Source organism: Roseicella aerolata, assembly GCF_020523605.1.
Lineage (GTDB): Bacteria > Pseudomonadota > Alphaproteobacteria > Acetobacterales > Acetobacteraceae > Paracraurococcus > Paracraurococcus aerolatus.
The window spans coordinates 1-11,877 of record NZ_JAJAQI010000042.1 but is presented as its reverse complement, the minus strand read 5'-3'; the positions used below and the strand labels follow the sequence as shown (position 1 = coordinate 11,877).

Genomic DNA, 11,877 nt, shown 5'->3' with positions numbered 1-11,877 from the left:
CCTCGGCGAGGATCGCAGGGGCGGCGGCGCAGGGCCGGTCAGGGCAGCGCGCCGCCCCGCATCTTCACCGGGATCCTCAGATAGCGCACGCCATTCGCCTCCGCCGGCGGGAAGCGCCCGGCGCGCATGTTCACCTGGATGGACGGCAGCAGGAGCGCGGGTGCTGCCAGCTTCGCATCCCGCGCCTGGCGCATCGCCACGAATTCCTCCTCCGTCGAGCCCTCCTTCACATGCGGGTTGCGCGCCCGCTGCTCCGCGACGGTGCTCTCCCAGGCGAAATGGTCGCGCCCTGGCGCCTTGTAGTCATGGCAGGTGAAGAGCCGCGTCTCCGGCGGCAGGGCCAGCAGCTTCCCGATGGAGCACCAGAGCGCTCGCGCATCGCCGCCCGGGAAGTCGCAGCGCGCCGTGCCGTAATCCGGCATGAAGAGCGTGTCGCCGACAAAGCAGGCATCAGCCACCAGATAGGCGATGCAGGCCGGCGTATGGCCGGGCACATGCATGACCCTGACCGGCAGGGTGCCGATGGTGAACTCCGCCCCATCGGCGAAGAGCACGTCGAAATCGCCGCCCCCGGGCGCCACGTCGTCGGCGCCGAAGACCGGGCGGAAGATCTGCTGCACCTCCCGGATATGCTCGCCGATGCCGATGCGCCCGCCGGCCTTCGCCTTGATGTAGGGGGAGGCGGTCAGGTGGTCGGCATGCACATGGGTCTCGAGCATCCAGGCAAGCTCGACGCCCTCCTCCCGCAGCGCCGCGAGCACCGCATCGGCGCTCCTCGTCTCGGCCTCGCCGCTGCGGTTGTCCCAGTCCAGCACGGGGTCGATCACGGCGCCGATGCGCGTCGCCGGGTCCCAGACCAGATAGGTAACGGTGTTGGTGGCCTCGTCGAAGAAGGCCCGGATCGCCGGGCTGCCCTGTCCGCCCATCGCATCCTCCCGCGCTGGGGACGAAGGATGGCCGAAACCCGGCCGGGCGGCACGGCAATTCCGCCGGCGGGGTCAGCCCGGGACGTCGCGGTCGCCGGCGCCGATGCTGCGCTGCATAAAGACCACATCCAGCCAGCGGCCGAACTTCACCCCGGCCGATCTCAGCACGCCCGCCCGCTGGAAGCCCAAGGAGAGGTGCAGGCCAATCGAGCCAACATTGTCGCTATCGCCGATGACCGCGAACATCTGCCGGAACCCCGCCTGGTCCGCGCGCTCCAGCAGCGCCGCAACCAGCGCCTTGCCCACCCCCATGCCGCGCACGTCGTCGCGGACATAGACGCTGTTCTCCGCGGAATAGCGATAGGCGGAGCGCATGCGGAACTGGTTGAAATAGGCATAGCCGATCAGCCCCGGCGCCTCACCCGGCAGTTCCTGCCCTTCCGCCACCAGCCAGGCCCAGCCGCGCGTCTGGGTGTCCGCCATGCGCGCGCCCATCTCGGCCTCGGTCGGCGGCACTTCCTCGAAGGTGCCGGTGCCGTGCAGCACGTGATGCGCGTAGATGGCGGTGATTGCCGGCAGATCGGCCGGCACGGCATCGCGGATGAGCATTCAGGCGTCCTCGATCTGTCCGGCCGGACCGTCCGTCCTCTGCAGCGGCTTGCGTTCATGCCCGAGCGCCAGGCCGCTGCAGATCATGGGTTGAAGAGCGGAGTCATGCTGCGGGGCGCTCACGCTCCGCAGCGATCTGCTCTAGCGGCCGCCCCGGTTACGGACAAGGGTGTCGCCAGCGCCGGCCGCGACGGGCAGGCCCGCCGGCCTGCCCGGTGCCACCCCGCCGCCGGCTGCGGTCCGGGCGCGCAGCCCGGCCTCAGACCGGCAGGCCGAGCGCCCCGGCGAGCCGCGTGGCGAGCGCGAGCAGCGCGCGGTCGCGCCCCGGTGCGGCGACCAGCGAAAGGCCGAGCGGGATGCCGGCATCCCGGGCGGCCGGCAGCGTCACTTCGCACAGCCCCGCCAGGCCGGCGATGGCGGTAACGCCCATGGTCAGTTCGCGCACCGCATTCTGCTCCGCCTGCGTCGCCTCGAGCTTCGGCGCAACGGCCGGGCTCGTCGGGTAGGCGAGCACGGCGCCGCCCGCCAGCAGCGCCCGTGCCCGCGCGCTGAAGCCTTGGCGGAAGGCGCGCCCGGCGGCAGCCCTGGCGGGGTCCATGGTGCGGGCGGCCTCGAAGCGTTCCTTCACGCCGGGACCGAATTCGGGATTGGTCGCGGCGACCCAGCTCCCGAGCGTCGACCAGGCTTCCTCCGCCTGCGCGCAGCGGAAATGCTCGTAGAGCACCTGCAGCCCCTCCGGCGCGATGCCGATGGGAATGGCGGGCCCGAGCAGCCCTTGCAGAACCCGGAAGGGCTCGGCCAGGGCCAGCACCGTGCCCGGCAGGGCGTTGATCCAGGGTTCCTCCGGCTTCAGCAGCGGGCCGAGCGCGGCGCCGGGGAGGCTGTCCTCCGGCAGCAGGACATCGCCGACCTTCGCCAGCACGCCGGCGCGCGAGGCGAACCAGCCGGGCGTGTCGAAGCTCGGGCCGAGGCCGCAGGCGCCGGCCAGGCTGACCGCGCCCCAGCTCGGCCGGATGCCGAAGGTGCCGCAATAGCTGGCTGGGATACGGACGGAGCCGCCGGTATCCGACCCCATGGCGAAATCGACCAGTCCGGCCGCGACCGCGGCGGCCGAGCCGCAGGAGGAGCCGCCGGGGAAGCGGTCCGGCGCCGCCGGGTTGATAGGCGTGCCGTGCCAGACATTCTCGCCGGTCAGGCCATAGGCCAGTTCGACCGTCCTGGTCTTGCCGCGCAGGAAGCCGCCGGCCTGCAGCAGCGCCTGCACCGCCGGCGCGGTGGCGGCGGCCACCGGATGGGTGCGGGCCCAGTCCGGATTGCCATAGGTCGTCGGCCAGCCGGCAAGGTCGTAGAGATCCTTGATCGCGAAGCTCAGCCCGGCGAGCGGCCCCTCTGCCGCTCCGCGCAGCTCCGCGCGCGGCCCTGGCACGAAGGCCCCGACGCTGTCGGTGAAACCAGCCTCATTCCCTACTGCCGCCATGTCCGCTCACCCTGATGAGAGCACCAGCATGTCGTGCCGTCCCCCGCCGCACAACGGCAGGCGCCATGGCCGGGGTGCCCCGGCCATGGTGAGGCGGTCAGCGCGCCCGCAGCAGCTCGGGCACGCGCAGCAGGATGAACTCGTTGTCGTCGGCACGGGTCAGGTGCCGGCCGGCGCTGAAGGGCAGGTTATTGTCATTCGCCACGATGATGTGGTCGGCATCGACCATCGCCACATTCTCGATGGTGAAGAAGGGGAAGGTAAAGTTGTCGCGGGGAATGCCCTCGCCCAGATCGCCGCGCTGGCGGGCCAGGCCCTCCGGATCGCGGATCGCCATCAGGTCGATATGGCCGAGCTTCCTCACGAAACCCTCGGCATCCGGCGCGCCGAGGTCGATGACATAGACCCGCTTGAAGCGGGCCGGCGCCGGAAAGCAGGCCGGAGGCGTCTGGCCGGTCGCGCAGGCGCGGGAGGGGGCGCCTTCGCCGTTGTCGCGTTCGATCACGAGGGCGCGGCGCTCATCGATCATGTTGAGGTCGCCGATCGCGGTTGCGCCCGCCTCCAGCCGGTACTTGAGCGACCGCCCCGTCCAGGCGGCGCGCTCGGTCGAGAATTCGAGAAGCCGCAGGAAGGGGCCCTCCGGCTGGTCGGAATTCGCCGCGAAGATCGGCTGTTCCAGCAGGGCCCAGAGCGTCCTGCCGTCGGGCGTCAGCGCCATGCCCTCGAAGCCGCCGGAGCGGCGGGCGCGGAAGGCCACGCCCGTGCCGGGGCTGGCCGCCACCTGCAGCGCCGGATGGTCGGGCGAGATCAGGCGCTGGCCGTCGAGCTGCGTCTCCACCACGCGCTGCACCACGCCCTCCGCATTCACCTGGATCAGGAAGGGCCCGAATTCCTCGCCGATCCAGAAGCTGCCATCCGGCATGGGCTGGATGCTCTCAGGGTCGAAATCGGCGCCGGTCAGATGGCGCGACTCGGAGAATTCGGCGGCGATCCGGAAGGGCACGCGGCGGTCACGGTCGGAGAGGAAGACCGTCCGCTCGACCACCACCTGGCCGCTCCGCCAATCCGGGCGGAGGCGATGCAGCATGAGCAGCGCATCGGGGCTGTTGCGCTTGTTGCCGAAGCCGTTGTCAGTCAGCACCCAGTAGCTGCCGTCCTCGGCCGGCTTGATGCCGGAGAAGCCCTGCACCGGCTGGCCCTCGAAGGGAAGGGCGAGGCCGGTGGGCCGCTGGCCGTAGGTCGCGCCGGTCTGGCCGGGGATGCTGCCGACCCGGTCGGTGCGCAGGGCCTCGGGCCCGGTGAAGCGGCCGGAGACGGCGAAGGCGGCGGGCGCCCCGGCCGGGGGCGCGACGAAACTGGCGGCCGGCAGGACGGCATGGCCGGCGAGCATCGCCTCGAAGCGCTGGTCGGCGCGGGCCTGGCCGGCGACGGCCGCGACGAGGCCGGCGGCGAGAAGGAACGCACGCATGCGGAAACCCCCCAATGGTTTGGCCCGGGCGCTTTAGCCGCCTTCCATTGCAAGCCTTTGGCAGTACCGTGACGCTCCCGCGACAGCCGGATGGGCAGGCGGCCGCGCCGCCGTGCCGGTCCCGCCCGGTCCGGTCCGGTCCGGTCCATTGCGGGATTCACGCCCGTGCCGCCAGGGTTTGCGCCCGCGCAAGGCTGGATTGCGCCATCTCCTGTTGCGCTGCGCCGCACAACCCCGCATCTAGGCTGGCCATGGACGCCCTGCCCCTCGCCCCTGCGAAGCCCACCATCCCGCCCGCCTTCTTCGGTGAGACGGTGACCTGGGTCCATCACTGGACCGACCGGCAATTCTCCTTCCGCTGCACCCGCGACCCCGCGCTGCGCTTCGTGGCCGGGCAGTTCGCGATGATCGGCCTGATGGTGGGCGGCAAGCCGCTGGTCCGGGCCTATTCCATGGTCAGCCCGCCCTGGGACGAGGAGCTGGAGTTCCTGTCCATCAAGGTGCAGGACGGCCCCCTCACCTCCCGCCTGCAGCACATCAAGGTCGGCGACACGGTGCTGATCGGCAAGAAGCCGACCGGCACCCTGCTGGTGGAGAACCTGCTGCCCGGCAAGACCCTGTGGATGGTCTCGACCGGCACCGGCATGGCGCCCTTCATGTCCCTGATCCGCGAGCCCGAGGTCTACGAGAAGTACGAAAAAGTCGTGTTGATGCACGGGGTGCGCGAGGTGAAGGAACTCGCCTATCACGACTACATCGAGCGGGAGCTGCCGGAGCACGAATTCCTTGGCGAGATGCTGCGGGGCAAGCTGCTCTACTACCCCACCGTGACGCGCGAGCCTTTCCGGACCCAGGGCCGGGTGACGACGCTGATCGAGACCGGCCAGGTCTGCGCCGATCTCGGCCTGCCGCCACTCTCGCCCGAGCATGACCGCGTCATGCTCTGCGGGTCGGAGGCGATGAATGCCGATGTCAAGGCGCTGCTCGAAGCCCGCGGCTTCGTCGAGGGCTCGAACAACGAGCCCGGCACCTATGTGCTCGAGAAGGCCTTCGTGACGAAATGACCACCTGCCCCATTGCGGGGTGATCACCTGTTCATTAAGTGCGCCGCAGTCGATGAGGCAGCGGCGTGCCCGGCTCGCCCCTGCCCAAGCAGGGAAACAGCCATGTCCGCGAAAGACACGCCCGAGCCCGGCCGCCGCGGCCTCCTCAAGGCCACTGCCGTCGGCGCCGCCGGCGCCGCCGTGCTGGCCACGCCCAATGTGAGCCGTGCCCAGACCGTCACGCTGCGCTTCCAGTCCACCTGGCCGCAGCGCGACATCTTCCATGAATTCGCCCAGGACTATGTCAGCCGGGTGAATGCCATGGCCGGCGGCCGGCTGCGGCTGGAGCTGCTCGCGGCCGGCGCCGTGGTCGGCGCCTTCCAGCTGCTGGATGCCGTCTCCTCCGGCACGCTCGATGGCGGCCATGGCGTCTCGGCCTACTGGTTCGGCAAGAACAAGGCCTTCAGCCTGTTCGGCACCACCCCGCCCTGGTTCGGCGATGCCAACCAGCTGCTCGGCTGGTTCTATCACGGCGGCGGCGAGGCCCTGTACAAGGAGCTGCTGGGCGACATCCTGAAGGTCAATGCCGTCGGCTTCCTCTCCGGCCCCATGCCGACCCAGCCACTCGGCTGGTTCAAGCAGCCGATCGAGCGCGCCGACCAGATCCGCGGCCTGAAATACCGCACCGTGGGCCTGGCCGCCGACCTGATGAACGAAATGGGCGCGGCCGTCGTCTCCCTGCCGGGCGGCGAGATCGTGCCGGCGCTGGAGCGCGGCGTGATCGACGGGGCGGAGTTCAACAACCCCTCCTCCGACCGCGTCCTCGGCTTCCCCGACGTCGCCAAGGCCTACATGATCCAGAGCTATCACCAGAAGGTGGAGAGCTTCGAGATCCTGTTCAACAAGGGCCGGTACGAGTCTCTGCCGGCCGAGTTGCAGGCGGTGATCCGCCACGGCGCCGAGGCGGCCTCGGCCGAGATGTCCTGGAAGCTGCAGGACCGCTACAGCCGCGACCTGCTGGAGATGTCTCAGCGGCAGGGCGTGCAGGTGCGCCCCACCCCGCGCCCGGTGCTGGAGGCCCAGCTGCAGGCCTGGGACCGGGTGATCCAGCGGCTGGAGGGCGACAATTCCTCCCCGGCCAACGGCCCCTTCTTCAAGAAGGTCTGCGACAGCCAGCGCGACTGGTGCCGCCGGGTGGGCAATTTCTTCCTGCGCTACGAGGCGAGCCCGGTGGTCTCCTACAACCACTTCTTCGCGCGCCAGGGCTGATCCCTTTGCGGCGGGCAGGGCTGAGCGCCTGCCCGCCGTAACATTGCGCGCGGCGCAGGCGCCTCCATTTGATGTGCAGCGGGTGCCCGGCGGCATGCAGGGTTCCGGCGGCGCGTCCGCGCAAGGGAGGCAGAACAAGATGGGATCGATCACGTCCAGGGCCGCCGGCCGGCGCGGCCTGCTGCGCACCGCCGCGCTGGGTGCCGCCGGTACGGCGGTGCTGGCCACGCCAAATGTCAGCCGCGCCCAGACCGCCGTGCTGCGCTTCCAGTCCACCTGGCCGCAACGCGACATCCTGCATGAATTCGCCCAGGACTACGTGACCCGCGTCAACCAGATGGGCGGCGGGCGGCTGCGGCTGGAACTGCTGGCGGCCGGCGCCGTGGTCGGCGCCTTCCAGATGCAGGACGCGGTCTCCACCGGCACGCTGGATGGCGGCCATGGGGTGACGGCCTACTGGTTCGGCAAGAACAAGGCCTACAGCCTGTTCGGCACCGCCCCACCCTGGTTCGGCGATGCCAACCAGCTGCTCGGCTGGTTCCATTATGGCGGCGGCGAGGCCCTGTACCGCGAACTGATCCAGGACATCACCCGCGTCAATGTGGTCGGCTTCCTCTCCGGCCCCATCCCGACCCAGCCGCTCGGCTGGTTCCGCCAGCCGCTGGAGAGGGTGGAGCAGGTGCGCGGGATGAAGTTCCGCACCGTGGGCCTGGCCGCCGACCTGATGGCCGAGATGGGGGCGGCGGTGGTCTCCCTGCCGGGCGGCGAGATCGTGCCGGCGCTGGAGCGCGGGGTGATCGACGGGGCGGAGTTCAGCAACCCCTCCTCCGACCGCGTGCTCGGCTTTCCCGACGTCGCCAAGAATTACATGATCCAGAGCTACCATCAGCGCGTCGAGTGCTTCGAGATCCTGTTCAACAGGACGAAGTTCGACGGGTTGCCGGAGGAGCTCCGCGCCGTGCTGCGCTATGCGGCGGAGGCGGCGTCCTCCGACATGTCCTGGAAGCAGCAGGACCGCTTCTCGCGCGACCTGCAGGTGATGGTGCAGCAGAGCGGCGTGAGCGTCCGCCAGACGCCGCGCCCCATCCTGGAAGCGCAGCTGCAGGCCTGGGACCGGGTGGTGGCGCGGCTTGAGGCCGATAATTCCTCCCCGCATGCCGGGCCCTTCTTCAAGAAGGTCTGCGACAGCCAGCGGGAGTGGTGCCGGCGCGTCGGCAATTTCGCCCTGCGCTATGAGGCCAGCCCGGTTCAGTCCTATAACCACTTCTTTGCTCGCCAGGGCTGAGCGCAGCCCCGCCCCGCCGCCGGCCATGGTGGCGGGGCGGGGCTGGCGCGCATGGCGAATTGAAAGGGAAGACGGGATCATGCAGCGCCTGCTGCTCGGCATTGATCGCCTGAGCACCCTGGTCGGCCAGACCTTCGCCTGGTCGATCCTCGTCCTGACCGGCGTCGTCGTCTATGAGGTCTTCGTCCGCTACGTCTTCCGGGCGCCGACCTCCTGGGGCTACGACGTCTCCTACATGCTCTATGGCACGCTGTTCATGATGGCGGGCGCCTATGCGCTCTCCCGCAACGGCCATGTGCGCGGCGATTTCCTGTACCGCGGCTTCCCGCCGCGGCGGCAGGCTTGGTTCGACCTGATCCTCTACATCCTGTTCTTCTTCCCGGCGATCTTCGCCTTCATGATCTCCGGCTGGTTCTTCTTCGCCGACAGCTTCCGTCAGAACGAGCGGAGCATGTTCTCCCCAACCGGGCCGGTCATCTGGCCCTTCAAATTCCTGATCCCCGTGGTCGGCCTCCTGCTGCTGCTGCAGGGGCTGGTCGAGGTGGTGCGCTGCCTGCAATGCATCCGCAGCGGCGCCTGGCCGCGGCGCCTCTCGGATGTCGAGGAGATGGAGCAGCAGATCCTGGCCGCCGCGGCGGAGAAGGACCCCGAGGAACTGGCCCGCGAGATGGCGCGGACCGGCCACATTCCCGGCGAGCGCGCCGGCGACGACAACAGCGGACGGTGAGGCCCGATTCATGAGCGACGGCGCGCTGGGCCTCACCCAGCTCTTCCTCTTTCTCTTCTTCATCATGCTGGGCTTTCCCATTGCCTTCACCCTAATGGCGATGGGGTTGTTCTTCGGCTATCTCGGCATGCAGGAGCGGATCTTCGACCTGCTGATCCAGCGCACCTATTCGGTGATGGCGAATGACGTGCTGATCAGCGTCCCGCTCTTCGTCTTCATGGGGTACATCATCGAGCGGGCCAATATCCTCGACCGGCTGTTCCGCTCGCTCCAGATGGCCTCGGGCAACATCCCGGGCTCGCTGGCGGTCGCGACGCTCGCCACCTGCGCCCTCTTCGCCACCGCCACCGGCATCGTCGGCGCAGTGGTGACGCTGATGGGCCTGCTGGCGCTGCCGCCCATGCTGCGCGCGGGCTACGATCCCCGGCTCGCCACCGGCGTCATCTGCGCGGGCGGCTGCCTCGGCATCCTGATCCCACCCTCGATCATGCTGATCCTGTTCGGCGCGACGGCGGGCGTCTCCGTGGTGCAGCTCTATGCCGCCGCCTTCATCCCGGGCGTGATGCTGGCCGCGCTCTACATCCTCTATGCCATGGGCATCGCGGTGGTGAAGCCGCACTACGCGCCGCGCCTGCCGCCGGAGGAGGTGAACATCCCCTTCCAGGCGATCCTCTTCTCCCTGCTCACCTCCTTCCTGCCGCTCGCCCTGCTGATCGCCCTGGTGCTCGGCGCCATCCTGATGGGCCTCGCCACGCCGTCCGAGGCGGCGGCGATGGGCTCGCTCGGAGCCGTCCTGCTTGCCATCGCCTATCGCAGCTTCACCTGGGCCAAGCTGAGGGAAAGCGTGTTCCTGACGGCGCGGACCTCGGCCATGGTCTGCTGGCTCTTCGTCGGCTCGGCGATCTTCTCCTCGGTCTTCGGCTATCTCGGCGGGCAGCAGCTGGTGGAGGAGTTCTTCAAGTCGCTGCCGCTGAACCAGTTCACCTTCATGCTGCTGGCGCAGTTCCTGATCTTCCTGCTCGGCTGGCCGCTGGAATGGACCGAGATCATCGTGATCTTCGTCCCCATCTTCCTGCCGCTGCTGGATGATTTCGGGGTGGACCCGCTCTTCTTCGGCGTGCTGATCGCGCTGAACCTCCAGACCAGCTTCCTCTCGCCCCCGGTCGCCATGGCGGCCTTCTACCTGAAGGGCGTGGCGCCCAAGCATGTCCGGCTGGAGGACATCTTCCGCGGCTGCATGCCCTTCATCTTCATCGTCCTCTTCTGCATGGCCTGCGTCTATGTCTTCCCGCAGCTCGTCACTTGGCTGCCCGAGCAGCTCTATGGCGGCGGCGGTGCTGGCGCACTGCCCCTCACGGTGGATGCGCCGCCCCCCGGCGGCTTCCAGGAGGAGGAGATCCTGCTGCCCTCCGACTGAGCCGCCGCCCCCATTGCACTGCGCTGCGATGGGGTCCGCAGCGGCGCGGCAGAGAACCGGCGCCGGTCCGCATTCATGCGGGCCGGCCCGGGACCTGGTCCCGCCACGCGGGCGTATCCCGGCTGCGGCGGCATGCGAAATATTGCGTGATCCGCACTTGCGAATCGGTTGCAGAGAAGTCGCGCCTGAATCGCATTTTTTGATACACTGCGAGCACGCGCGACATGCCGGTTCGTTGCGTGACGTGTCGCTTTGGAAGGGTGACCTATGGATGCTGCCCTGCGCGACAGCGCAGCGAAATGGCTGGCCGAGGCGGTGGAGACAGGACAGCCGCTTGCGCCGCTCCCTCCCGTCGCGACCCCCCGCAGCATGCTGGACGGACAGCGGATTGCCGCACGCGTTCTCGACATGCTGGATCTCACCTCCTGCGGCCTGCGCCTCGCCAGCCCGACCAATGGCCGCCCCGTCCCCGGACCGGTGCTGGATGGACGGCTGCTGAAGGACGGCAGCACCATCGCGCTTGCCGTGCTGCGCCACCCGCGGGCCAGCGCCGCAGTGGTCGGGGTTCTGGCGGAGGACCTGCCGCGGCGCGGCGACGAGTTGCCGAATTTCGCCAGCCTGCATCCGGCCATCGATGTCGGGAGCTGGCGCTGGAGCGAACCACCTTCCACCGGTGCCCTGGCCGCGGCCGATCTGGCGGGGCTGGGCTACATCGTGACCGGCAAGGGAAAGCGCATGGCGCCGATGCGGGTCCGCGCTTCCCTGACCCCGGTCGGGACCTGGCGGCGCGGCGAGGAGGTGGATCTGGAGGAGGCGATGCTGGCGGCCGCGCTCGCCGCACGGCGTGCCGGCGGCCTGCCGCAGGGCGCCGTGCTGGTGGCATCCGTCGGCCCCTCGCTTGAGCCGGTGGCGGGGCTGGAACTGCAAGCCTCCTTGGGACGGCTGGGCCGGGTGCAGGTGAGTTTCAGCTAGAGCAGATCGCGGAGGAGCGTGAGCGCCCCGCAGCGTGAATCTGCTCTACGGACAACGGTCTACAGCGGATTGGCGTTCAGTTTTGAACGCAATCCGCTGTAGATCGGATCGCCGAGGAGCGGGAGGTTGCCCCGCGAAGAATGATCCGCTGCGGGCGGCGTTCAGAAGGGAGCGCCATCCGTGGGAGCATTCCTCGGGCTCCGGAGAGCCTCGACTCGCCTCCCCCGCGCGGAGCGCCCCCTGTCTTCCGGCGGAGCGTCATCTGGGTTCGAGAAGGCATCCCTGGCCGCCCACTCCCGTGCGGCCGGATGGCCGCCACGCAACAGGTCACGCCCAGCCTCCCTGCCGCGGAGGACGATGCGCCATGCCCCGGCCTCGCCAGGCGACGGGACACGACCGCAAACGGCATGCCAGGGCGATCTGGCCCTTAATCTTACTGTGTCACTTGCTTCTTGGCCGTATACGCTGTTTCTGCAGGCAGCAGGGGCAGCGCGGGAGGAGGTGGACAAGGCCGACGGTGAGGCGGCGGCGAATGCTGGCGATTGAGTGCGGCACGTGGCGCTCAGGCCGGACCGGCACCGCGCGGCTGGAAGCCTTTGGATAGCGCAGGTGTCTTGAGCCGCCGCGCGGTGAAGCGGGATTGAGGGGGGAAAAGGCAGCGCTCGGCCACGAGGAAGCCGTAGG

Annotated in this window: 10 protein-coding genes; 6 read left to right on the top strand and 4 right to left on the bottom strand. The window is 69.5% G+C overall.

Annotation, left to right across the window (positions count from 1 at the left end; all coding sequences use genetic code 11):
* Positions 1 to 38 precede the first annotated feature (38 nt).
* The 4 genes from LHA35_RS21930 to LHA35_RS21915 all read right to left on the bottom strand — a co-directional run bounded on the left by LHA35_RS21930 (position 39) and on the right by LHA35_RS21915 (position 4,480).
* Entirely contained in the window at positions 39 to 926 is an 888-nt protein-coding gene (locus LHA35_RS21930; RefSeq protein WP_226612041.1) for an MBL fold metallo-hydrolase, read from the bottom strand.
* Positions 927 to 998: 72 nt separating this feature from the next.
* The gene (locus LHA35_RS21925; RefSeq protein ID WP_226612040.1) at positions 999 to 1,535 is read right to left on the bottom strand and encodes a GNAT family N-acetyltransferase; all 537 of its coding nucleotides are present in this window, start codon (positions 1,533 to 1,535) and stop codon (positions 999 to 1,001) included.
* A gap of 259 nt (positions 1,536 to 1,794) precedes the next feature.
* Positions 1,795 to 3,012, bottom strand: a complete 1,218-nt coding sequence (locus tag LHA35_RS21920; protein WP_226612038.1) for an amidase — start codon at positions 3,010 to 3,012, stop codon at positions 1,795 to 1,797.
* Positions 3,013 to 3,109: 97 nt separating this feature from the next.
* On the bottom strand, positions 3,110 to 4,480 hold the full coding sequence (locus LHA35_RS21915) for an esterase-like activity of phytase family protein (protein WP_226612036.1): 1,371 nt from the start codon (positions 4,478 to 4,480) through the stop codon (positions 3,110 to 3,112).
* A gap of 251 nt (positions 4,481 to 4,731) precedes the next feature.
* On the opposite strand from LHA35_RS21915, the gene LHA35_RS21910 reads away from it, so the two are divergent.
* The 6 genes from LHA35_RS21910 to LHA35_RS21885 all read left to right on the top strand — a co-directional run bounded on the left by LHA35_RS21910 (position 4,732) and on the right by LHA35_RS21885 (position 11,193).
* Entirely contained in the window at positions 4,732 to 5,544 is an 813-nt protein-coding gene (locus LHA35_RS21910) for a ferredoxin--NADP reductase (protein ID WP_226612035.1), read from the top strand.
* A gap of 102 nt (positions 5,545 to 5,646) precedes the next feature.
* Entirely contained in the window at positions 5,647 to 6,792 is a 1,146-nt protein-coding gene (locus LHA35_RS21905; RefSeq protein ID WP_226612033.1) for a TRAP transporter substrate-binding protein, read from the top strand.
* Between the two features lie 139 nt (positions 6,793 to 6,931).
* Positions 6,932 to 8,077: a TRAP transporter substrate-binding protein gene (locus LHA35_RS21900; protein WP_226612031.1), complete on the top strand. Its 1,146-nt coding sequence runs from the start codon at positions 6,932 to 6,934 to the stop codon at positions 8,075 to 8,077.
* A gap of 79 nt (positions 8,078 to 8,156) precedes the next feature.
* Positions 8,157 to 8,804 carry a TRAP transporter small permease subunit gene (locus tag LHA35_RS21895; RefSeq protein WP_226612030.1) on the top strand — a complete coding sequence of 216 codons (648 nt, stop codon included), beginning with the start codon at positions 8,157 to 8,159 and terminating at the stop codon, positions 8,802 to 8,804.
* Between the two features lie 10 nt (positions 8,805 to 8,814).
* On the top strand, positions 8,815 to 10,221 hold the full coding sequence (locus tag LHA35_RS21890; RefSeq protein WP_226612028.1) for a TRAP transporter large permease: 1,407 nt from the start codon (positions 8,815 to 8,817) through the stop codon (positions 10,219 to 10,221).
* Positions 10,222 to 10,488: 267 nt separating this feature from the next.
* Entirely contained in the window at positions 10,489 to 11,193 is a 705-nt protein-coding gene (locus LHA35_RS21885; protein ID WP_226612026.1) for a hypothetical protein, read from the top strand.
* The last annotated feature ends 684 nt before the right edge of the window (positions 11,194 to 11,877 follow it).